The 22804-nt window shown below is 40.8% G+C and carries 15 protein-coding genes and 1 tRNA gene; 3 read left to right on the top strand and 13 right to left on the bottom strand.

Features of this window, described 5'->3' with window-relative positions; translation table 11 throughout:
- Positions 1 to 43 precede the first annotated feature (43 nt).
- The 13 genes from A3GM_RS0105110 to A3GM_RS0105050 form a co-directional block, all read right to left on the bottom strand.
- Positions 44 to 1234 (bottom strand): primase-helicase family protein, encoded by a 1191-nt coding sequence (locus A3GM_RS0105110; RefSeq protein ID WP_018362319.1) that lies wholly within the window; start codon positions 1232 to 1234, stop codon positions 44 to 46.
- 4 nt (positions 1235 to 1238) lie between these two features.
- Positions 1239 to 1532: a helix-turn-helix domain-containing protein gene (locus A3GM_RS0105105; RefSeq protein WP_004344933.1), complete on the bottom strand. Its 294-nt coding sequence runs from the start codon at positions 1530 to 1532 to the stop codon at positions 1239 to 1241.
- A 120-nt stretch (positions 1533 to 1652) separates the two neighbouring features.
- Positions 1653 to 2579: a hypothetical protein gene (locus tag A3GM_RS0105100; RefSeq protein WP_018362318.1), complete on the bottom strand. Its 927-nt coding sequence runs from the start codon at positions 2577 to 2579 to the stop codon at positions 1653 to 1655.
- Positions 2580 to 2817: 238 nt separating this feature from the next.
- Positions 2818 to 2899: transfer RNA gene (locus tag A3GM_RS0105095), tRNA-Leu, on the bottom strand.
- Between the two features lie 1091 nt (positions 2900 to 3990).
- Complete coding sequence (locus A3GM_RS0105090; RefSeq protein WP_018362317.1) at positions 3991 to 5607, bottom strand: carboxylesterase/lipase family protein; 1617 nt, start codon at positions 5605 to 5607, stop codon at positions 3991 to 3993.
- Between the two features lie 86 nt (positions 5608 to 5693).
- Positions 5694 to 7946, bottom strand: coding sequence for a cytochrome c biogenesis protein CcsA (locus A3GM_RS0105085; RefSeq protein WP_018362316.1), 2253 nt, complete (start codon positions 7944 to 7946; stop codon positions 5694 to 5696).
- Positions 7947 to 8193: 247 nt separating this feature from the next.
- Positions 8194 to 9903 carry a di-heme oxidoredictase family protein gene (locus A3GM_RS0105080; protein WP_018362315.1) on the bottom strand — a complete coding sequence of 570 codons (1710 nt, stop codon included), beginning with the start codon at positions 9901 to 9903 and terminating at the stop codon, positions 8194 to 8196.
- Positions 9904 to 9996: 93 nt separating this feature from the next.
- Positions 9997 to 11316 (bottom strand): imelysin family protein, encoded by a 1320-nt coding sequence (locus tag A3GM_RS0105075; protein ID WP_018362314.1) that lies wholly within the window; start codon positions 11314 to 11316, stop codon positions 9997 to 9999.
- 56 nt (positions 11317 to 11372) lie between these two features.
- Complete coding sequence (locus A3GM_RS0105070; RefSeq protein ID WP_018362313.1) at positions 11373 to 12677, bottom strand: hypothetical protein; 1305 nt, start codon at positions 12675 to 12677, stop codon at positions 11373 to 11375.
- Positions 12678 to 13459: 782 nt separating this feature from the next.
- Positions 13460 to 15127, bottom strand: coding sequence for a hypothetical protein (locus A3GM_RS0105065; protein WP_026216130.1), 1668 nt, complete (start codon positions 15125 to 15127; stop codon positions 13460 to 13462).
- The gene (locus A3GM_RS0105060) at positions 15114 to 15650 is read right to left on the bottom strand and encodes a hypothetical protein (protein WP_025829796.1); all 537 of its coding nucleotides are present in this window, start codon (positions 15648 to 15650) and stop codon (positions 15114 to 15116) included. The genes A3GM_RS0105065 and A3GM_RS0105060 overlap by 14 nt, the downstream gene beginning before the upstream one ends.
- Positions 15651 to 15782: 132 nt before the next feature.
- Positions 15783 to 15938, bottom strand: a complete 156-nt coding sequence (locus A3GM_RS11545; RefSeq protein WP_018362312.1) for a hypothetical protein — start codon at positions 15936 to 15938, stop codon at positions 15783 to 15785.
- Positions 15939 to 16408: 470 nt separating this feature from the next.
- The gene (locus tag A3GM_RS0105050; RefSeq protein WP_018362311.1) at positions 16409 to 18490 is read right to left on the bottom strand and encodes a GDSL-type esterase/lipase family protein; all 2082 of its coding nucleotides are present in this window, start codon (positions 18488 to 18490) and stop codon (positions 16409 to 16411) included.
- A 304-nt stretch (positions 18491 to 18794) separates the two neighbouring features.
- Between A3GM_RS0105050 and A3GM_RS0105045 the strand changes: the two genes are divergently transcribed.
- The 3 genes from A3GM_RS0105045 (at position 18795) to A3GM_RS0105035 (ending at position 22785) form a co-directional block, all read left to right on the top strand.
- Positions 18795 to 20621 (top strand): ABC transporter ATP-binding protein, encoded by a 1827-nt coding sequence (locus A3GM_RS0105045; RefSeq protein WP_026216129.1) that lies wholly within the window; start codon positions 18795 to 18797, stop codon positions 20619 to 20621.
- A 66-nt stretch (positions 20622 to 20687) separates the two neighbouring features.
- Positions 20688 to 21602, top strand: a complete 915-nt coding sequence (locus tag A3GM_RS0105040; RefSeq protein ID WP_025829798.1) for a lysophospholipid acyltransferase family protein — start codon at positions 20688 to 20690, stop codon at positions 21600 to 21602.
- Between the two features lie 25 nt (positions 21603 to 21627).
- Complete coding sequence (locus tag A3GM_RS0105035) at positions 21628 to 22785, top strand: glycosyltransferase family 4 protein (protein ID WP_018362308.1); 1158 nt, start codon at positions 21628 to 21630, stop codon at positions 22783 to 22785.
- Positions 22786 to 22804 lie beyond the last annotated feature (19 nt).

Raw genomic sequence — 22804 nt, 5'->3', positions numbered from 1 at the left:
ATAATCTATTCATCATTTCATCAAAATAATGGGTATAATGTTTTTATAAACTCTTGAGTTGCTCCTTGGTGATTGTATAAAACCTTCCTGTCCTTCGAATAGGAGAGTAATATTGCAGGGTGTTGTAACTAAGTTGATACGTAGTGTAGGTCAGCGTATTGGACACAGGTGTGAGCTTCCAGATATCCTGTACAACTCTCCTTATCTGCCCCTTGTCATACCTACATTGTGTGTTACTTAAAAGAGGCATCATATCATTGATACAGAAAGAGACTTCCTCGACATTGTTTGTTTCCATGATGTCAAGACACAACTCTGACATTTCTAGTTCCAGCTTGTTTCTGTTATTACGGATAATGCGTTGCAAGGCTGGTGTAAAAGTCAGCTTGGGTGCAAACCACATACGGCTTTCCTTTTGGGTAGACAGCGTGCGATGCTGAAGAAAATAAAGAAAGGCAGGTATCTCTGCTTTCAATTTCTGAAGAAACTCTGTATCGTCACCCTCCAGACGATTTATCTTCCTTACCCAATATCGGGTTTCTCCTATGTCTATAATGACAGGGAGCAACTCGTTATTGGAACACAGCACGAACTTGGCAAAGAAGGAGATTTCATCTCGGTCTTTGCCCTTGGCTTCCACCTTATAGGAAAGTGTTGTGCTAAGGTTTTTCAATCTTTCACTATCTTCTCTACGGTTAAGCAATACTTCATCCACCACAATAAGCAGTTTACCTGCCCAGTCTGCGTTAAACTGACTGCGAAAATCCTCGTTGGTATTGAACGTTACATTGTTTTGGAAAACAGCTTTGAGAAAGTTAAGGAACGTACTCTTACCTGTATTGCGTTCTTCTGATACCATCAAGAGAATGGGGAGTTTCTGCACGGGTTGGAGATAGAGCAATTGCAAGTAATCCATGCCCAGCTCGTATTGTTCCCCGAAGATGTGTCTTATCAGGGATTCAACGTGCGGAAACTCTCCTTCTTTTGGTTGGTGTCCTATCGGCTCATAGAGATTTAGGAACTTATCAACCACTGGTTGGTAGTTGACATGATTAGGAACAGTGCAGAAACCATCGTACTTTGGGACGGTGGCAATGAAGTCCTTGCCATAGTCCTGGCGTAGCGTTTCATTATTCCATACTATACGCTTCTTTACAAAACCGCCACTGATGCGAGGTTGGTTCACAATCTTATACAAGGTTGTGCCAACACGAATAAAGTTCTCGTTTTCCATAGCCTTACTTCTGCATTAAAGGTTTGCTACCCATAATATATCTCTGTGCTTCTTGGGCTATTTGCGCAGAAGTCTTGATAGGATTCTGACGCAGCCATGCTTCGAGTTCTGCTTTCTCAAAATAAAGCATCTTACCTTGTGGCTTATAATGAGGAATCAGATTGCCCGATGTGAGCTTGTAGAGATAACTCTTTGAGAGGTTAAGAAACTTGCTTGCTTCATCAAAGCTAAGCACATTTTTGTTTGTAAAGAGAAGTTGTTCGAGTTCATAAACTCGTTCCTCTATGGTCTTTTCCATATTTTTTATTTGTTAGGTAAAACGATAGAGGGTGCGCACCCTCGTTGCTGTTAACGAGAGTAAAATTAGAAACGATAAAAGGAACTGGAATTGAGCAATGTTTGACGTATCAACCTATGCTCAATCTTTTTTCAGTTGTTTGATGTATTTATCTATGATTTCCCATCCTTTCGGCTGCTTCATGTTGATTTGATCTGTTGCAGTGGATAGGTCAGTTCGTGTTAATGGTGTGTCTTTGGTTTTTCCCAATATGAGTTTACTGCGTGCAATGGTAGACTGCCATTCATTAGTAACGTATCCCCGAAGATTAAGACTTTGCATGAGATACGTAAGTAGTCGGTTATTGTTTGATTTTAGTACTCCTTTCAGATTACAATCAAATAAATGTTTAGTAATCTTTGGTGAAACACTGGTCGTAAAAAGTTTAACTTCATTGATGCAATCAGTTAGTATTTCAATCTGTTCTTCCGAAAAATCAGATTTGAAAGGATTGATTTCATTGCCAACAATCACAGGTTTTTCTTTTAACTGACTTGGCTCGATGTCATCATAGACAATTGTAGAATGACGTTGAAAAGGATTCTTGATTTCGTTTAGTTCTATCTTTCCAATCTCACATTTTAGATAATTTGCATAGCGTTCATAAAGAATTGCATCAATGAGCGATGAAAACATCGGAAGTTCTTCATCGTACAAAGTGTGATTCTCAATATACTTACTATAATCAAACGTAGCCAAATCAAAGTTAGAATACTTTACCCTTTGCTCTTTATTCAATGAATCATAGAAAGTGCTATCCCATAAGAAATTATTTTCTTTATAAGATTCTTCTACACACGAAAGGGCTGGGTACTTCATGTATATAGAGGATAGATTATTAGTAATTTGCAAAAACTCATTCTGCAACATTTCTTTAAGAAGTATTAAGCTTATACATTCTTTTTTTCTCATGACATTTCCAATGAGAATATTGAAAGTTTGCATAACGCAGTGGTCCACGAAACTTTGTATCTTGGTTAGTTGTATTTCAAGTCTATTATCTTCCATATATTTTTTTAATATAAGGTAAGTACATTTGCAAAGGTAACACATCACCAGCAGATAATAGCAATAATTGGAAGGAAACAGAATAAAAGGAAATGATTATCGTTAATTAAATCTAAATAAACTATGTAGAATACAGTCTTAGTACACGTTTCTTATACTTCTGCTATAAAGTACACTTTTAGTACATGTTGAAAAAGAAAAATCCCTTGTAAATCAAAGACTTACAAGGGATTTATAGTACCCAGACCCGGGGTCGAACCGGGACGGATTGCTCCACTGGTGTTTGAGACCAGCGCGTCTACCGATTCCGCCATCTGGGCTTAATGCGTTGCAAAGGTAATACATTTTCTGTGATATAACAAAATTTTTATTGCTTTTTTTGATCGCACCTCGGTCTCGAACACTAAAGAAGGGGAGGGCAAACCTATTACTTTTACTCAATAAAAGGGGTAAAAGACGAACGTTATAAGGCGCAAAGCAAGTGCAACAACTGCCTTTTGCCTTTTCTTTTATATTCTTATTAAAACATACCATATCACTGTTCCTCATCTAAGTAAAGTAACTACTCTCCCTTTTATATACCTATTAAAAACATATTACACCCACCTTCGATCCCAAAGATGTACACAAAGCAGACGAGGAACAATGCAATAAGTGAATAAAGTGAATGATTATACACCCCAACCAATAGACAACAGGCAGAAAGTGCGACAACATCGAGCCAACAACACAACGTCTTTCAGCCGCTATTCCATTCGCCATTGCCCCAATACACACACTTTTTGCCACATCACATCTCCACAATTTCAGCGAAAAAGAAAGTATCATAGCACACCAAAGCAAGGGTATTATTCAACAATAAATAGGAATATCAAAACAATTTGCTTTTTGTTAATATAATATAAACACGACGAAAAAGCGACTTTCCATGAATGTTTATTCAAATTTTATTCATAACTTTGCATCGTATTCGTGAGAATACTTACAATAAGTTTTCATTAGGTTAGTAGTTTTTGATAGATTAAGGTAAAGATTATGTTATTAGATTTTGTAACAATCGTTATGTCATCTATAACAATTTTGTAATAGAAGACATACGTTAACATTATTCTTTGACATGCAGATGCAAGTGATTGTATCTGCATGTTTTTCTTTATATACCTTCGAAAGCAATTCAAGTGTAGCTCAATAAACGCCCTTACAGCCCTCAAACGTTCACAAACTACCCAACGTTCGCAATACTATTTATTTGCCCGCAGACGCAAAATAAAAGGGCAAAAACAAAACCTTTCGTCTCATTCTCGCCCTTTATTCTTTATAAATTCACCCAAACAAGTGCTTTTTCGATATGCTTTCCTATTATTTAGCCATGCAAATGCACCCGTAAAACAATCAGAAAGCAATAAAACACCTATTTCATTTTCTTCAAAATATATTGATCAATCGTTCTATATCGATGCATCACCGCCTTGTCTTTGCGTTGTTCCGTTTTCAAATCGATATACATCACAGCAGGAGCCTCATCGTTTTTAGAATATGGTTGCCATGTAGGAACGCCCAAACCATTTGGGTTTCCATATTTAACAAAGTTGATATAGATTTGTTGAAAGATTTCCGATACAGCATAATCTTTAGCACTCCAGGGAAAAGAAGTATTGGTAGAGAGGTTTCCCATCGCATATTCTATGTCCGCAGAGTGTATCGCTCCAGGTGCTATTGCTTTGGGTTTGTCTTCTTCTTTCACGTCAACTGTGCCCCCAGCAAGACCTGGTGCTTTGCCTTTTAAAATCATATTAGGACGTGGGTGACAATAAACATATCGGTAAACCGACTTCTTAGACGAGCCAGCAACCATGTCTGTCCACTTCCATGTGGCATAAGATATAAAGCAATCGCCACCTAATTCGTACCCAGCAAGGCCTTGAAGGTCTGCATCCGAATAGATATTGTAAAGAGGATAGACCTTACTTGCGTCCACACCAAAATAATGTTGCACAAAAGGAGCAACGTTTTCGAGTGTTGGAACCTTTCCTCCATTGAAGGCAGAGATGGTTAACTCGGCATTATTATGACCAAGAAGAGCAGGCACCTGTGCTTGTTTTCCCTTTTGAATAGTGACGTTTGGGTCTTCAGTTAAGAAGATACCATCAATACATTTGGTAGGTTCTCCAAAGCGTCCGTCGTTCAATTGCTCTAATTGTTGTGCAGAAAGCGCTCTCATTTGTTCAAGACTTGTCAAGCTATTCTTGCGAGTCCACTCTTCACCCAAACGCTCACTTTCTTTTAAAGTCACAGGAGTTGCGTTCGAAACAATAGCCCCACTCGAGCACATATAGCCCGCAATGAGATGTTTTGCTATTGGAGATACCGTTTGAGCGCACACCGATTGCGCCCCGGCTGATTCGCCATTGATAGTTATTTTGTTAGGATCACCGCCAAAAGCACTAATATTTTGATGCACCCACTTAATGGCTTCGGCTTGGTCTAACCATCCTTGATTACCATTGCAGTTGCCCTCTTGGGTTAAGAGTGGATGCGAAAAGAATCCAAATATGCCTTCACGATAGTTGGCAGTAACAACGATTATACCGCCTCTACGAGCCAAAGTTAAACCTTGATAGCGTGCTTCCGATCCACTTCCACACACCAATCCGCCACCATTGAAATAGATCAACACAGGCAATTTGTCCTTCTTTGTCTTCGCAGGAGTCCATATATTCAAGTATAAGCAATCTTCACTTTGCTTAGGTCCATTAAAAACAATATCTCCATAGGCATTGTGTTGCATCGGATCGGGTGCAAACTGCTTTGCATTGAGCACACCTTTCCAAGGAATAACGGGCTGAGGTGCTTTCCAACGGAGCTGTCCTACGGGTGGTTGAGCAAAGGGAACGCCTCGAAATACCTTTACTCCCGAAGAGTCTATACCTTCCACTTGTCCGTCTTTGTACGACACAATGGTGCCTAACTGCGCTTTCACCGAAACACCAACAAGGGCGAATAGCAACATTAAAAATGTCTTCTTCATGTCTATCTTATATCTCTTTAAAATTGTTTTTGACTCTACAAAGATAGTGCTTTTATGCTCAAAGCAAGTCTTTTTCTATCCATTTGCTAAGCATAGCTATGCATACCACCAAGAAAATAGTTCACTCCAAAGTAGGTCATCAGCACAGTTGAGAAGGCCAAAAGCATGTAGATGTGATAGAAGAGAGGCGCATGCTGATGCTTTGAATAGAAGAAATGCACAGGAACAGCATAGACCATGAGCGTAATAAGCGCCCAAGTTTCTTTTGGATCCCAGCTCCAATACTGCCCCCAAGATATGTTTGCCCATATAGCTCCAATAAAAATGCCATAGCAAAGCGCCACCAATGCAGGCAAAAGGAATAGCATCGACAACATTTGCAAAGCCTTAATGTTTTGCTGTTGCACGTCGGTCGACTGGCGATGAAGCAGATATAAGACCAAAGAAGTGAGCGAACAAACAAAAGTAAAGGCGAGAAGAGCATAACCCATCATGATAATACTAACGTGAATGGCCAACAATGGCGAATTGAGCACAGGCATAACATGAGTGATTTGTGGGTCCATTTGGGCGATGTGACTCACTAACAAGAAGAAACCCGACAACAAAAAGGCAAACATCTTCACGATATTCACTTTGCGATAAGTAATCAATGCCACCAACATCACAAACCAAGCCACTATCAACATCGTTTCATATCCGTTGCTCATAGGCACTGTTCCGCTCACAATCCAGCGCAAAGTTAAACACAAGGTCAATGCCAAGAACGACAAAAAGAGCAACACCGATAGCGCACTATCCACCACTTTAAAACCGCGTGGCAATTCTTTTAACGAATAGTTTTTGGTGAGTCGCACAATGAGTAGAGCCAAAGCGCACAAGCCCAGTGTTAGGTTCACCATAAAAAGAATGGTTGCAAAGGGCACCATATTGTATATTTTCTCTGCCTCGATGGCTGTATCTGTGGGCAAAACACGAGCTGCTTGCGTGCGTTGAAAAGCCATCATTTTATTCAATTCGTGGCGAAAAGCACCCCAGTTGCTTTCTTTTGTATATTGAAAGAGCAAGTCAAACGCTTGCGAGATATATTCTTTTACATTAGGAGAGAGACTTTTGGGCAGTTCTTCGGTAGGCGAAAACCACTTTATTTTGCCGTTCATTGACACGGGAAACACCTTTAACAGGTTGCCTTGTCGCACCTGCATCACCAGCATAATCTTTTCATCTACATCATTAATTTGCTGATGTAGGGCATCTTTTCGGGTGCCATCGTCGGGTTGAAGATAAGGACCTAAGATATAACCACCTTGATCATAGTTAAAAAACTCGTTCATGGTGCAATATTCGGGCAAAAAGAATTTGGTGCGAATCTCTTGTTTTTTGACGTGAATAAAAGGCTCACCACGCCACTTTTCGTCATAAAATATCAGGCCAGCAAGCACCTGTTCTGCCGTAAGACCATGATAAGAGCGTGCCCCATACACCTTTTTTGTGAGATCGAGTGCAAGTGTCTGCAATGGACATATTCTACCATTATACAACACCAACACCTCGCCTAACTGCTTTGCACAATCTTTTGGAATGGTGTTTTGCGCCTTGGTGCTGAGCGAAAGAGTAGGGCAGAGGAGCAGAAAGAACACAAAGAGATTCTTTTTTAAGAGCGGATTACGAAGTAAAGCACGAAACATTCCGTTGCGACGAACGAGCATTGCAATGAGCGAAACAAACAAAATGCCATAGCCCACATAAGTAATAGCAATGCCATAGGGGTCACTATTCACCGTTAAAGCAGAGGCATTGCTCACCTCGCTATATCCTGTTTGATACAAACGCACGCCCTTATATTGCGCAATATGGTTCATCGACACTTGCATCGACTGCGTTTTATCTCCATCGGTAATGGTGATATACGATGTATAATCGTTCTCTGAGTCGGTTCCTTCGTGAAAACTTGTCTCAAATTTATTCAGCGTAATATAAAAAGGCAACACGCATTTCTGTTGCTCTTGATGGTTGTTTACACTCTCAAACACATTCGTTGCCTTGCCTTTCTCTAAATAAATCACTCCTTTTTGAGCAAAACAATGGGTTATAAATGCCCCTAAAAGAATGACAAGAAACGAGCCATGGAGTGTCATAATCACTACATTCTTTCTTTTATTCTTCACCAATGCCACGCCACTCAACACGCCTAACACTGCCCAAAGCGCAATGAACCACCAACTGGTGTAGATGTGTTGCGACACAAAGTCGGTGCCGTTATATTTTTCGATGATGGTTGCTGCACCCATTATCACAATAACAAGTGCATAAAGGAAAAGAAAGAATATCTTCATCATAATGTTTTTGGATCTACTGATTGCGTTTTCTATCTAAGAAAATCTCGTTAAAGAAAACAAGAGAGATAGACTTTCAAAAGCAAAGTGTTTCGCTCTTTCTGGTCTATCTGTCTTGTATTGTTTTAGGGCAAAATCTATCTTGCGAAATAAAAGGATTGCTATTAGCCTTCAATAACAATGCTTTTAGTCTGCAATGTCATTGCTTTTATAACGCAATAGCACTGCTTTTCGAGCGCAGTGGATAGGCTTATATTGAGCGTAAGAATTTTACCACGGCATCACGATCTTTCTTTTTGAGGTGGTAGAACTTCTCTGCTGAGCGATAAGCATCGCTGTTTTTGCTATAAGCATGCCACATAATAGCTTCTATTTCGTTGCGAGCACGGCAGTCGTGAAGGCGATCTTCAGCTCCAGTATTCTTGCCACTTAATCCTCTTCCCCATAAAGGTGTGGTGCGACACCATGAATTATGAATATCGTTTTTCATAAACAAGCGGTGCTGAACCATATCGGTATAAGGATAGATGGTTTGTTTTGGGTAGGTGGGTAGGCTCAAATTGTTGTTCACAATATATGCTGGTGCCCAATATTTGTCGTCTCCTGTAACCCATTTAGGGCGGTGACAGGTGGCACAACCCATCTCCATAAATAGCTTTTTGCCTTGTTGCACGTCTTTATTGTTAAGGTCTCGTGCTCTTGGAACAGCCAAACCACGATGCCAAACCATAAATTGCCAGAAGTTATTGTCGGTCATTTCGGGTTTGAAACGATGCACCGAGTTGGTAAATTGGTTGGTTTTGGGGTCTAACAATGTTTTCACTGCTTCAGAAATACCGCTCTCTGTGCCGTCAGCATAATAGGGAGAAGAAGGGTTTTTCTTAATAGCTGCAATCACATCGCTATTCTTCGACATGGCATTAGCCCACGCACTGGTGGTGTAGAGGAATGGACGATCGCTACGACTAACGTTGGTTATGTTCCACATTGCATTGGCTCCAGGTCCGTCTTGCAATGATGCTCTGGTCATTCCGTATGTGAACTTGCGTATTTTCATGGTGCCATCAGCCAATCTATACCATGCTCCATTGCTCTTATTAAGGGTTTTATCGCCTGCCCAATAGTTGTTTGTCTTGTCCCACATCGCTGGGTTTAGCTCAACATACTTAGCTTCTTTGCGGTGTTGTTCAAGCATATCGGTTTCTGTAATGGCGTCTAATAAGCCCGTTCCGTATAGTCCAATGGTGCTTTCTAAGCGCACTGCGATATTCGAAGGCTTTGGATCTGTGTTGAAAGCGTTATCGTTTATCGTTATTTCAGGATAGATTAACTCATACGATTCGCCATCGGGAAAGCGCAAAGGAAGGCCACTTTCCATCTCAGTTACATTGTGCCAAGCTATGTTTATGCCTCTTTCATCAACCGGAGGAAGGAATGGTGACGAGGCTTTTGTTTGTGGCATACCTGTTAGTTCGCTAACAAATGGACCGTCGTTGCTATTCTTTCCGTCTACAGGATGGTACACTACGAGCAGATAACCATTGCCTCTGAAATCTGAATCGAATCTTGTTACACGGCGTCCGTGTCCATAATTGGGGTGACATCGTATGCAAGACGAACGTACATAGGCTGGACCTAAACCGCCAAAGATGGGATTTGAGCTGTTACCCATAAAGTCATGTTCGAACATTGCCTCACCAACTAAAAATGCATTCGATAGGTCTGACTTTTCAATAGCTGGTGTTTCTAATTCGTATTCGGTGCTCATTGTGGTTCCAAGTTCACCTCCTGGCAACCATTCATCAGCCGAAAAGTTTCCCACTTGCTTTCCTACATAGGCATAATCGTTAACCTGTTTGGGTTCATTCTCAACCGAAGGCGCATCTTCACTACATGAGATGAGCATCGAAGTGCTAAGGCTCATGCCAAGAAGTAGGGCGCTTATTTGTTTCTTATTCATAATGTAATGTGTTATTTTGAATAAGGCTATTGTGCCGACAAGTATTTATTTCTCATCGACACAATAGTCAATTAAAAAGCTCTTACTATTCTATTAGTTCTTAAGAATCCAGTCTTTTACCTCTCCAAGATAATCATCTAACTCGCTAACTTTATCCATTGCCTCTTTAACATAGTGTGAGTGAGGGTCTTGAACAAATGCTTTTCCACTCTTCTTGCAAGCGTCTAAGGCAGAAAGAGCAGCACTTAGCTTAGTTTGAAGCTGTTTAGCCATGTCGGCATTGTGCAGTGTTAGCCAGTTCATAATTGAGTATTTCTCTGCAGTTTCTTTGTAATAATTACCATAAAGACTGTTTTGAATACTCATAATGTTGTCGTAGAAGTCGGTGAAAGAATTGTAGCTATAAGGCGATTCGATCCAATCTGCACGGTCATTAACATCTTCTCCGGTGTCTTCATCTTTGTGAGTTGATGTTCCATTGGTATCAATTGCTCTGTAAGCTTGACCCATTTTTTGGTCAGCAACTTCGCCACAGATGTTTGAACAGCCCTTTTCTAGGATCGTTTCCATCACCTTTTGCCATGTAGCATGTTGACTATCCTTGCTTCCAGCCAATAAAAGATCTTGGCCATAGAATAGTCCTTTGGCTGTACGTGTGCCGAAATCGTCCATCAACTTCGCACATTCATTGATGCGAGCAATGTGTTCTGACTTCGCTTTATCGCCTAACCACGCCACTTCTAACTGATAACATTTGTCTCGAAGGTCACCTGCTACGTTGTAAGCATAAATCACTTCTTCTTTAGCTGTTACGTTCTTGCCTGTAAAGAACTCGTAATCTTCGGTGGTGTTGTTATTGAAGAACGATGCAGGACGATTCTTTCCGTTGCGGAAAAGCACAAATTCTATTCCGTGGAAACCAAGGTTTTTATCGGTAATCTCTTTGCGAACGGTTACTAAATCATAAGTTTTATTCAACTTATTGATCTTCTCATCTTTCTCTAAGTCTTTGGCTAAGGTTTCCACATCCAATGGCCATGTGTCGATATGTGGGTCGATATTCTTCTCATCTGCAGCACCATAGAGGAACGCTTCGCTTGCTTCCCATATCTTTCTTGCCTCTTTATAGTTATCACAAAGGGCATCAATTTCAGACTGATTAACGGCTTGTCCTGCGTTAAGTTTGGCTCTTAAAGCTTCTAACTTATTGAACAATTGCTCTGATTGGTCGGCTAATTTAGAATAGGTTACAAACACTACGTCGTTAACATACTGCTGAGTTACTTTCTCTAAGTTCACCTCTGTGGTTTCGTTAGTGGGCGAATTAGGATCGCTTTCACTACAAGAACTGAAGCTAAAACTCATTGTTCCTGCTATAGCAAGCAACAATGCATACTTGAAAATCTTTTTCATTGTCTTAAAAGAGTTATTTGATTCAATTTCAATTTGTTTCTTTTCACGACACTACTTTAAAGGAAGAAGCCTTGATAAGCAATGCCTATGTTGATACTTGGCTCGTTATTATACTTGCCAAGGAATAGTCGTTCGGCGAAATTAGCTTTGAGAACCACTTGTGGAATGGGTAAATAATTCAAGCCAAAGGTGATTTTTCGAACTCGGGTATAATCGTAATTGCTTTGGCTTTTATCGTGAATATAAGAGTCGTAGAAGTCGTATCGTCCAAAAATATATAGCTTTTGATTGTCGGCTTTCATTTTAGCTATCTGAGAAAAGACATCGTATCCTGCTTCAATACCAATGGCTGTTGCGGCTTTTCCCACTGCTGTTTTATCGAAAGGAGATTGCTTTTGGGTGTTAGCTTTGATGTTACTGATAACACTTGCACCGCTCAAGGTTCCATAATCGGCTTGACCTCGCACAATCCAGTTGTATTTTTTATAGGTAAAGTCTATCGAACCAATAAACACATTACCACGCACTTTGTCGTTAATCTTACCCTTTCCTTCCATTTCATTAGGATAAGTGTTGTGCATTGCCAATCCATAATAACCGCTTAAACCAAGTCTTAATCCATCGATAGAATAGTTATCGAGTCGCAATGCGAATCCATATTTGTTGGCAGGTTTAAACTCAAAGGCCGAACCTGCAGCGTTATGCGCCCATTTGTTGCGTGAGAATTGAAGAGCATTGAGGCCTGCAATCATCTGAACTTCATACTTCCAGTTCTTCACTTTACCCCAAAAGCTAAAGCCAGTGTCGTGCCATGTGCTTGGAAGTATGGTGCTTTCGCCTTCAGGACGATACACTGTAAAGAAGTTAAGGGGCTCGTGATGCGAGTTATTTAGGCCTACTGGAACAATAATATGACCGATTCTAAGGTTAGCCCAAGGACGGAATGTCTTTTGAATCCAAAACTGTTCTAATTCAACTTCACCGCCTTTTTCAATTTCGTGCTCGTATTCTCCACCCTCGTCTGTTTCTATTTCAATGGCAGAACCAGTGCCTGTGTGTTCGAATTCGATTTCTGTTCCCATGCTCCAGCCCTTTCCAAAGTCGTAACCAAGATAGATAACGGCATGCGGAATGTCGAAACGTCCATTGCTTGGAGCATTCTTATGAGCATCTTTTCGTGAGTAACGATATTGGTTATCGCTGTAAAAATGACGGCTAAAAGCCGCTTCTCCATATCCACCAAGCGTGAGTCTTGATTTCTTTTCTGGTTGTGCTACACTGTCGGTAGTTACATTCTGAGCACTAATAGTGGTGCTAATGGCCAAAAGAGCCATTAAATGTGCCATACGTCTTGTTCTCATCTGCGTTTTGAATGTTAGTTTTTTATTCAATTTTAGACTGCAAACTTACAGACATTTGACAATACATACAATACCTAAAAATTGGTATATTTTTTATAAAAACCAATGATTAGGTTCTCGATAACGAAGATTTTTTGAAATAAAAGAAGTGCAGTAGCGCAATTGTTCGCCATTCTCCAATAACACAACGATAACAAAATAAGAAACATCTTTTTATCTATTGCAATTGACGATTGTGTTGATCAATCACCCACGCACTTCTTTTTTAGCTCGCCTTTTAAAGGGCTTTTATGTTTGAAAGATTATGACTTGTTATGTGATGCAAAGATAATGGCTATGCACTTGTTTTGCAATACTCATTAATGGGTAATTTTATCCCTACCTACTTTTAGGTATTGCTCATCATTTTTGGGGATACATTGCCACCGAATAAAAAAGATATTATTTTGTTTCCTCATCACCCTCAATAACTTATGTCAATGCTTTTGCATCTTAATAACACTGCTATTACACGCTAATAGCAATCCTTTTAGCCTCTAAAAGCATAGTTTTTGCAAGTCACTTTGGCAAGCCTTATAAATAAAGAGGAGCGAGGGGGATATAAGAAAAGGTGAGAACTGTTTTTGTTCTCACCTTAATATAAGGGCGTTCAGCAATCCTTTAAATCATACAAAATGGTTCTATCGTTCTATAGTCACTACCGAATCGATAGGTGTTTTAAGGTATTTGCCCAATATAAAGGACTGCCGAACTTACGTAAATATTCAATTAAAGGATAATTATTATTTTACGTATTTCTTTCCATTGATGATGAAAACACCCTTGAAGTCTTTGCTTAAACCTTCTGCAGTGTTACCAATCACACGACCATAAGCGTCGTAGATGTTGCTGTTTTTGTTTGCATCATTGCTCAATTCCAACTCTTCTATTCCTGTAACAGTGTCGCTTGTGCCGTTAAGTATAACCCCATCGATAGAGATGTTCAAGCGTTTGATAGCCGAAGCTGTTGGGTTAATTGGCTCAATCCAGCAACGGAATCCCTTCACGGTATGTGCCTTTGAGGTGCGATACCAGTATCCATCTTTATTCAATACGAATGAGTTCGCAGGAATAATAGCATTGGTATGGTTCACATAAGTACCACGATAGCGCAATGAAGTAGCACCAAATGTAGAGTGTTTGTAAGGCTCTTCGATGTTATCTGCTGATGGGGCAGTATCTAAATTCACGTTTGGAATAGTGAAATAAGTGCCTGTAACCGATATTTCTTGCTTACCTGTTGTAGGCGAAATCACAGTAAATACCTTTTCTTCTGTTGCATTTTCGAATGTCTTTGCAGGGTAGATGAGGTATAGTTTACCAGCCTCAATCACCTTATTGTGTTTGTTTGCAGCACCAAGAGCAACGCTTTCAAACTCGATCAAGGTTTCTTTCACTGCACTTGGACCCTTAAATTTAGATACCTTTGCATTGCTACCGAAAGCTTTTTCCACTTGATCTCCCGTTAAATCAAAGGGCAAAATAATACTATTCCATTGGTTTTCTTTCAACGATCTCTGCATAATTAGGTTACGAGAAGTGTTGGGAGCCACTTGCTTTTCGATATATTCTTTGTCGCTTCTGTCCTCATCTAACACAATCATATTAATGCCAGTATATTCTATTTTGAAGTCATCAAACGCCACAACATCGCTTGGTTGCACCTTGTTTCCAGTGACATCAACACCCAAAGTGATAGTTGTTTTAAAGTTCTTGTCGCTCTTATCGCCATAAACATAAATCATTACCGAGTTGTTTCCATATTCTCCTCGATAGAACTTACGACCTCTTTCTAAATAATCGGGCATGTTGCTTAGCGACGAAACGCTGTAAAGAGGACGATATTGGCTTGCTCCTTCTTTGTCAGGATGACTGTTATCTGTGGCAAAAAGCTGTGCTTTAATGTCGCTATTAGCACTCTTATACACAAAGCCTTCGCACGTAATGAGATACCAACCGGGGTGAGTTACCGTCACAGTTTGACTCATTCTGCCTGCTTTTCCTTGAAACTCGGCATGTGCTAACATTCCTGTTTGCGCTCTATTGATAATGCTTACATCATTAAAAAGAGCGTTTTGAGGAGTGATATTCCAGTTTTGATGACGTATTTGCGAGCGCATCACCCATGGATCTTTCATCACATAGCTCACATTAGCCGTTTCTTGGTTAGCTCTATACACATCGGTTACAATTGCTTTAAGGTCTTTCAGGGTCACAATCTTCCACAAAACCAACGAGTCTCCCAATGCTTTCGCCTTCTCAAAGTCGTCTAAATATTCTACATAAGTATTGTCTACAGTAGGCGTTTTGCGTGCCACTGCAAAGTATTCATGACTATATTTCCATTCAATAAGAGGCTCCATTCCACGTCGTAAAGTCTTTTTTCGCTCCCCATTCTCATAGCCACTCATCACATAAATGTGTGCATGAGTGGATGTTAGGAATCTTTCTTAGCATGATGCGAGGGCGGTCTTTTACATGCGGATCGTCGATATTTCTATCGACATTCATAAGTGGTTTGGCCGCAGGAGCATCTTTATACATAGCCAAACCCGATCCCACTTCGGTCAAAACACCACGTGAATAGAGATAATAAGCATCGTTATTGAGAGGCAATGAGTTGTCTTTCACGATATGAAAAGCCAAGCCCGTGTCGCCCAAATCGAGCGAAGTTCCCCATGCACCGCCAGGTATTATAAACTTTTTTAAGCCCACATTGTAAAGATATATCTGCCTCATATCGGGGTCAGACGAAGCCAAAATCTCGCTAATGTCGTGACCTTTGAAATAGGTGGGATATACCTTTTGCGTTTGAGCATTGAGCATTGCAGATGCAAACAGAGCCACAACCAATGCCACAGCATTGATTTTCGAGCCCAACTTAGCAAGCAACTGCTTAGCAATAGCTGTGCCTTGATGTTGTTTTATTTTCATTGTTTTCGTTTGTTTTAATTGTGTTTGTAATAGATACTTGTGCAGTTCTATGCCAGAACGAGTAGTTTTTATATACTTACAGAGCTGTTTTTAAGTGTTTTCTTGTGTAGTTTTCACAAAGAGAGCGCTTCTTTAGTTCAGTTCGATATCTGTAGTTTCGTTTTCTTCTCTAATTCCTTTGATCGCTTCTTCACTGCCATTCTGAGCTTTTGAATAGTCAATCATTATGCTTTCGCCACACAATGGCACAGCCACAATACGTGGTTGCACATAAATTTTCTTCACCATGTCTTTTTGTTTCTGTTATTTTTTTATTTTTCTTGGTACGCTTCTAAATCCAAATGCCTTGTTCATTCGCTTATGTTCAACAAGTCATTCGTATCTTGTTTGTTTGTAATAGTGATGCAAAGGTATAGCTTTAGATTTGTAAAAATCATAAAATTTGAAAAGAAAAGTAAAGTTTCAGTAAGTAAAATTGATTTATATTAATGCGCAGTGTTTTCAAAGTTGAAAAAGAGGGACACAGCTATTCCATTTTAAAAGCGATGCTATTGCCCTATAAAAGAAATGATATTACACCCCAAAAGCAATGCCATTGCAGTGTAATATCATCGTAATTGAAAAGCAACATCAAAAGTGTTGTTGCTCAACGACATAGCACATCGAGTGCCAGAGGTCGTTATGTTGAAAATTCTTATAGTTTATCTCGAACGCTCCTTGTCACGCTTTCGACGTTTAAGGGAATCGTTCTGCCTATCTTATTTTGCGCTGATGGCAGACAAGAAGGTAGAGGCTGGTAGCTTATCGCTGTTCACCAAGTTGCCACGAGTGAAGGGTTGATAAGCATAACGCACAAATTTGGGTTGCTGAACGCTGTCGCTCCACGCCTCAAGAACGCCATCTTTCAAGATAGTTTTGGCAGGATAGAACACCTTATCGGCACCTGCAAGTTCCAAAGTGCGCAAAGGTTGGTTGTCGGCTGTGGTGAGGTTCTTTCCATATTTAAATTCAACTATCACTTTTTTGCCTTGCATCTTCGCTCCAACAAACAACGGACCGCTGGGCACTATCTGCTCAAATCCCTTGTGTTTCGACAACGCCCAACGTGCTAAACGCTCGCCAATGGGTTGCTTGTTGCGTGGGTGCACGTCGAGAGAGTCGCCCAAATCGCTACTAACGGCCATTCCTGTGTTGGGCAATTGCTGCATCATCGTGCGCTGACTATCACGGAACCAAGGCCAAGAGGGGCGGTTGATAGACGACAACTGCACATAATAGAAGGGTAGAGAGCTATCGGCAAAGAAGCTTCTCCACGACTGAATTAAAAGCGGAAACAAGCGTTCGTGTATCTCAATGTTGGTTGCATTCGATTCACCTTGATACCAAATCACGCCATTCACATTCATATTGCGCAACGGACGTATTGCACTATCGTACAAATAGGTGGGGTTATAGGGGTGAAGTTGCAATGGATTTTTGCCGTTGGCCACGTTCTTTGCACGGCGTTGCATCACCCATGGCATCACCATTACATGCTTATTATATCTATCATTGAGCAGTTCTGGAATGTTATTCTCGAGTGTTGGGCGGTCGATCCACGACTCGGTAGTACTTCCACCCACTGCATTCATCACCAAACCAATGGGCATCTTTAAGCTATCTCGCAACATTTTGCCAAAGAAATAGGCAACTGCCGAAGCCGAACGGGCTGTTTTTGGATTGCACTTTGTCCAGCCTTTCGATTCGAAGTATTGCAGTTTATTGATAGAGTCGAGTGCCGTTGCGCTCCAACTCACATCATCTGTGTCCCAACGAGGTTTGAAATGCAAGAAGCGAAGCAATGAGTCTTGCGCCTGAGGAAGTGCCTCTTTGGCATTAATAGCGTGCGAAAGAGGGAACTCCATGTTTGATTGTCCAGAGCAAACCCACACCTCTCCTGCAACAAGGTCTTTAAATGTCAGGGTGGTTTGTTTGTCGCTTACCTTCAAAGTGTAGTTCTTTCCTAATTCTAAAGGTGAGAAAACAACCTGCCATTGTCCGTCTGTTCCTACCTCAACGATTTTCTTTTGGTTGTTGAGTTGCACCAAAACACGGCTCTTTGCATTGGCTGTTCCGTTTACAACAAAGGGCTTTTGCCAATCAACCACCATGTTATCGCCAAAGTAAAGGGGCATCTTCAATCCGCCAAAGTCGCCTGTAATGGCTTGATAAACAACGGTTGCAAGAATGGTTGCGCCCTCTTTATTGGGGTGAACAGCATCGGGTAGCAATGAAGGACGACTGATTAATGGCTCGTAAAAGTCGATGAGTTGCGCTCCAACAACGCCCGCAACATATTCTATTTCTTTTTGAATATCCTTGTGCCAGTCACGAGTTCCTGCTAAAAAACGAAAGTGTTGGTGGGTTAAAGGGCTCATGCGTGCAATGATGAAGTGCGCCTTTGGGTTGGCCTTTTTAAAGCTATTGACCAACGATATATAATCGGGTACGAACTCATCTCTATAAAATGGCCAGTTACGAGGGTCGGTATCGTTCACTCCAAGATGAATAACTACGATGTCTGCCTTATAGTTTAAGGCCTCAGTGTATTCCTTTTGCTTGGTATAAGGGCGGTGTCCGTGATTTAAAAGGGTTGCTCCTGAGTGACCAAAGTTGCCTACAACGTAGCCGTTTCCAAGCATTTTTTGTAGCTGAGAGGGGTAACTATCGGTCGAAGGGTTATCTAATAAATATCCAAAGGTGATGCTGTTTCCTACACATGCCACCTTTATTGGCTTTTGAGCTGCATGCAAACAAAGGGCAAACAGAGCAAAAATGAAACTAAGAAAAGACTTTCTCATCGCTTATTTCAAGTGTTTAGGGTTTTAATAACAATGTTATTGATGAATTGAATCTATGCAAACTTAATCATTTTTATCGACACTTTGTCTTGTTTTTACGCCTTTTTGTTGCTTTCTTTCATTTTTATTACCGACTTGTGGCAATGCCCTTCGCACCTAAAGTGAACCCCACCACAAACAAGGGGCAATGAGGGTGGAAAAGAAAGTGGGTGTAACTTATTTTGAAGTGGATAGAACTAAAGAGCACTAAAAATGTGTGTTTTACTTTGATTTGGCAATTATTTCTACTAACTTTGCAACATCTATGAAAGAGTTTTTACAGGTTTTACGTCGCTTTGTGCCACCTTATAAAAAGTACTTGGCACTCTCTGTGCTGTTTAACATACTGTCGGCAGTATTAAATATCTTTTCTTTTGCAGCGCTTATACCTATACTTCAAATCCTATTTCAAACGGAAAAAGTAGCGGTTGCAACTCGTTTAATGAGCTGGAACGAAGCAAGTTTAAAGGAAGTGGTGAGCAATAACACCGATTACTATGTGCAACAGCTTATCGATGTGCATGGAACAAGTACTACTTTACTTGTTATTGGCTTGCTATTGGCTGTGATGACGTTCTTAAAAACGGGCGCATACTTCCTTTCTTCGGCATCTATTATCCCCATTAGAACGGGTATTGTGCGTGATATTCGCAATCAGTTGTATCGCAAAATCACCTCTCTTTCAATGGGTTTCTTCTCTGAAGAGCGCAAAGGAGATATCATTGCACGAATGAGTGGCGATGTTCAAGAGGTGGAAAACTCTATCATGTCGTCGTTAGATATGCTTTTTAAGAACCCAATTCTTATCATTATCTATTTTGGTACACTTATTTTTATCTCATGGCAGCTCACCATTTTCACCCTTCTTTTTGTACCTTTGTTCGGCTGGATCATGGGTCTTGTGGGCAGAAAGCTAAAGGCTGGCTCGCTAACTGCACAGGGATTGTGGAGCGATACCATGAGTCAAGTGGAAGAAACTCTTGGCGGTTTGCGCATTATTAAGGCGTTTTGCGCTGAGGAAAAGATGAATAAGCGATTCGATAAGGTGAACAGCGACTATCGAAACAGCGTTAAAAAGGTTGCAATTCGCCAACAAATGGCTCACCCAATGAGCGAATTCATGGGCACAGTGATGATAGTTGTGGTGCTTTGGTTTGGTGGAATGCTCGTATTAAACTACGACTCGATTAGCGGTTCGACCTTTATTTATTATCTTGTGATACTTTATAGCATCATTAACCCATTGAAAGAGTTTTCTAAAGCGGGTTATGCTATCCCCAAAGGATTGGCTTCTATGGAGCGAATAGATAAGATATTAAAGGCTGAAATAGCTATTAAAGACCCCGAAAAGCCTGTTCAAATCAATGGATTTAATCATCAAATAGAATTCAAAAACGTTTCGTTTAAATACAACGAACAATGGGTTTTGCGCCATATTAACCTCGTTATTCCTAAAGGAAAGACTGTTGCTTTGGTGGGACAGAGCGGTAGTGGCAAGAGTACTCTTGTGGATTTGATTCCTCGTTACTATGATGTTCAAGAGGGAGAGATACTCATCGACGGCATAAACATTAAGGACTTAGGTATCAATAGCCTAAGAGAATTGATGGGAAATGTAAACCAAGAGGCTATTCTTTTTAACGATTCGTTTAGAAACAACATTTCTTTTGGAGTGGAAAACGCTTCTTTAGAGCAGATTGAAGAGGCGGCAAAGATTGCCAATGCACATGAGTTTATTATGCAATCGGAGCAACAATACGACACAAACATAGGCGACAGAGGTAGTCGTTTGTCTGGAGGTCAACGCCAAAGAGTGAGCATTGCCCGTGCAATATTAAAGAATCCGCCTATCTTAATACTTGATGAAGCAACCAGTGCACTCGACACTGAGAGTGAAAGATTGGTGCAAGACGCTTTAGAAAGATTAATGAAAAGCCGCACAACTATCGCTATTGCACACCGACTTTCAACCATTCGACATGCCGATGAGATATGTGTTCTGCATCAAGGAGAGATTGTTGAGCAGGGAACTCACGAAGAACTATTGAATAAAAACGGCTATTATAAACGATTAAACGACATGCAAAAGTAGGCAACAACGCTGCTTTTACTTCGCAACAAGTTTATAATCAACACAATAAAGCTATTTAAACAGATTATGTATAGATTGGTTTACGCTTTCTTTTACACCCTTTCTCTATTGCCGATGTGGTGCCTTTATCGCCTATCGGACATGGGTTTCGTATTGATTTACTACATCTTACGATACAGAAGAAATGTGGTGAAGAGCAACCTTGCATCTTCTTTCCCCGAAAAGTCGAAAGAAGAGCTAAAAGAAATCGAACGAAAATTCTACCGATGGTTTGCCGATTACTTTATTGAATCGGTGAAACTGCTATCTATAAGCAAAGAAGAGCTGAGCAAACGACTCACCATTCGCAATGCAGAAGACCTTGAATCGTGTTTTAAAAATGGTCAAGATTGCGCCGCAATATTAGGACATTACTGCAATTGGGAATGGCTTTCGTGTGTAGGTATCAGTCTTCCGAGCGAGAGAAAGGTTGGACTTGTTTACAAACCCATTAGAAACAAGGCCATAGACAAGCTGTTTATCGATCTTCGTTCGTGCGTTGGTGGAGTGCCAGTGCCTAAGAATGAGATCCTAAGATACCTCGTTCAATATCGCAAAGAGGGCATAAGAAGCTTGTTTGGGTATATCTCTGACCAGTCACCTCGATGGCAAAACATTCATCTTTGGCTACCTTTTTTAAACCACGAAACGCCTGTTTTCACGGGAGCAGAGCGCATAATGCGAAAGATGAACAATGCTGTTTACTACGTAGAGATGAACAGACCGAAGCGAGGTTACTATGTTTGTGAATTCCGTTTGATTACAAAAGACCCCAATAGCATGGCAGAACACGAGATAACTCGTAAGTTCTTTGAAATGCTCGAACAATCAATTAAAAATCAACCACATTTCTATCTTTGGACACATAAGCGTTGGAAGCGCACCAAAGAAGAGTTTGATAGCAGATTTATAATAGAAAATGGCAAGGTTGTTCCTAAGTAGTTACAACCCAAAACACCAATAAGCAATGATTATAGGATATGATGCTAAGCGCATAGTGAATAACAACACGGGCTTAGGAAGCTATGGAAGAAACCTCATTAACTCATTAGTTCCATTGTTAGAAACTAATGATAAGCTACTGCTCTACACGCCTTCGTTTGGCAATGAGCAGCTAAGAAGTCAGGTAATCCATAGCAATCAGGTTCAATACGTCTATCCTCAAAACGCCTCTAACGGTCTTATGCGCAGCTTGTGGCGCACCTTTGGCATCACAAAGCAAATCAAAGCAGACCAAATAGACCTATTTCACGGCTTATCGGGCGAGCTTCCTATCGGCATAAAGCACACCAACACGGCAGCAGTTGTAACCATTCACGACCTTATTTTCCTTCGTCATCCCGAATTTTACAACCCTCTTGACGTGGCAATTTATCGCTGGAAGTTTAAGAAAGCCTGTCAAGAAGCCGACCGAATCATCGCTATCAGCGAGCGAACCAAATTCGATATCATGCACTTTGGGCATTATCCTGAAGAGCGAATCGACGTGATTTATCAATCGGCATCACAGCGTTTTCAAACCCATCTCTCTGACAATCAATTGCAAACAATTCGCAACAAGTTTCAATTGCCACAACAATTCATTTTAAATGTGGGCACCATTGAGAAGCGAAAGAACGTTCTTTTGGCAGTAAAGGCATTACCCTTGCTATCTAACGACACCCATCTTGTTATCGTTGGGCGCAACACTCCCTATACAAAAGAGATTGAAGCGTGGGCAAAGAATCACAACCTTAGCGATAGAGTGCACATCTTGAACAATGTGAACAACGACGATTTAGCGGGCATTTATCAGCTTGCCACCTGCTTTGTGTACCCTTCTCGCTACGAAGGTTTCGGTCTTCCAATCATCGAAGCCATTCAATGTGGATTGAGTGTTGTGGCTTGTACGGGCTCATGTTTAGAAGAAGCGGGAGGCGACTCGTGCCTATATGTGCACCCAGACGATGTTGAAGGCATGGCAGCGGCATTGAAACAGTTGCTCGACAACCCCGAAGAAAGAGTCCAAAGAGCGCAAAAAGCCCGTGAATATGTCACCCGATTCGAAAACAATAACGTGGCAGCTCAAGTGCAACAACAATACCTTAAAACCATCGAAACCAAGCGTTTATCGATGAAGAAATAAGACATTTGCTTATACCAAC

The sequence above is a fragment of the Hoylesella nanceiensis DSM 19126 = JCM 15639 genome (assembly GCF_000379965.1).
In the GTDB taxonomy this organism is placed as follows: domain Bacteria; phylum Bacteroidota; class Bacteroidia; order Bacteroidales; family Bacteroidaceae; genus Prevotella; species Prevotella nanceiensis.
This window is presented reverse-complemented; position numbering and strand designations above follow the sequence as displayed.

Bases quoted from the DNA above. Each gene is read 5' to 3' on its own strand.
- A3GM_RS0105035 (WP_018362308.1), top strand. From the start codon at position 21,628: ATGATTATAGGATATGATGCTAAGCGCATAGTGAATAACAACACGGGC.
- A3GM_RS0105040 (WP_025829798.1), top strand. From the start codon at position 20,688: ATGTATAGATTGGTTTACGCTTTCTTTTACACCCTTTCTCTATTGCCG.
- A3GM_RS0105060 (WP_025829796.1), bottom strand. From the start codon at position 15,650: ATGAAAATAAAACAACATCAAGGCACAGCTATTGCTAAGCAGTTGCTT.
- A3GM_RS0105090 (WP_018362317.1), bottom strand. From the start codon at position 5,607: ATGAAGAAGACATTTTTAATGTTGCTATTCGCCCTTGTTGGTGTTTCG.
- A3GM_RS0105110 (WP_018362319.1), bottom strand. From the start codon at position 1,234: ATGGAAAACGAGAACTTTATTCGTGTTGGCACAACCTTGTATAAGATT.
- A3GM_RS0105050 (WP_018362311.1), bottom strand. From the start codon at position 18,490: ATGAGAAAGTCTTTTCTTAGTTTCATTTTTGCTCTGTTTGCCCTTTGT.
- A3GM_RS0105080 (WP_018362315.1), bottom strand. From the start codon at position 9,903: ATGAATAAGAAACAAATAAGCGCCCTACTTCTTGGCATGAGCCTTAGC.
- A3GM_RS0105075 (WP_018362314.1), bottom strand. From the start codon at position 11,316: ATGAAAAAGATTTTCAAGTATGCATTGTTGCTTGCTATAGCAGGAACA.
- A3GM_RS0105070 (WP_018362313.1), bottom strand. From the start codon at position 12,677: ATGAGAACAAGACGTATGGCACATTTAATGGCTCTTTTGGCCATTAGC.
- A3GM_RS0105045 (WP_026216129.1), top strand. From the start codon at position 18,795: ATGAAAGAGTTTTTACAGGTTTTACGTCGCTTTGTGCCACCTTATAAA.
- A3GM_RS0105085 (WP_018362316.1), bottom strand. From the start codon at position 7,946: ATGATGAAGATATTCTTTCTTTTCCTTTATGCACTTGTTATTGTGATA.
- A3GM_RS0105105 (WP_004344933.1), bottom strand. From the start codon at position 1,532: ATGGAAAAGACCATAGAGGAACGAGTTTATGAACTCGAACAACTTCTC.
- A3GM_RS0105065 (WP_026216130.1), bottom strand. From the start codon at position 15,127: ATGAGTGGCTATGAGAATGGGGAGCGAAAAAAGACTTTACGACGTGGA.
- A3GM_RS11545 (WP_018362312.1), bottom strand. From the start codon at position 15,938: ATGGTGAAGAAAATTTATGTGCAACCACGTATTGTGGCTGTGCCATTG.
- A3GM_RS0105100 (WP_018362318.1), bottom strand. From the start codon at position 2,579: ATGGAAGATAATAGACTTGAAATACAACTAACCAAGATACAAAGTTTC.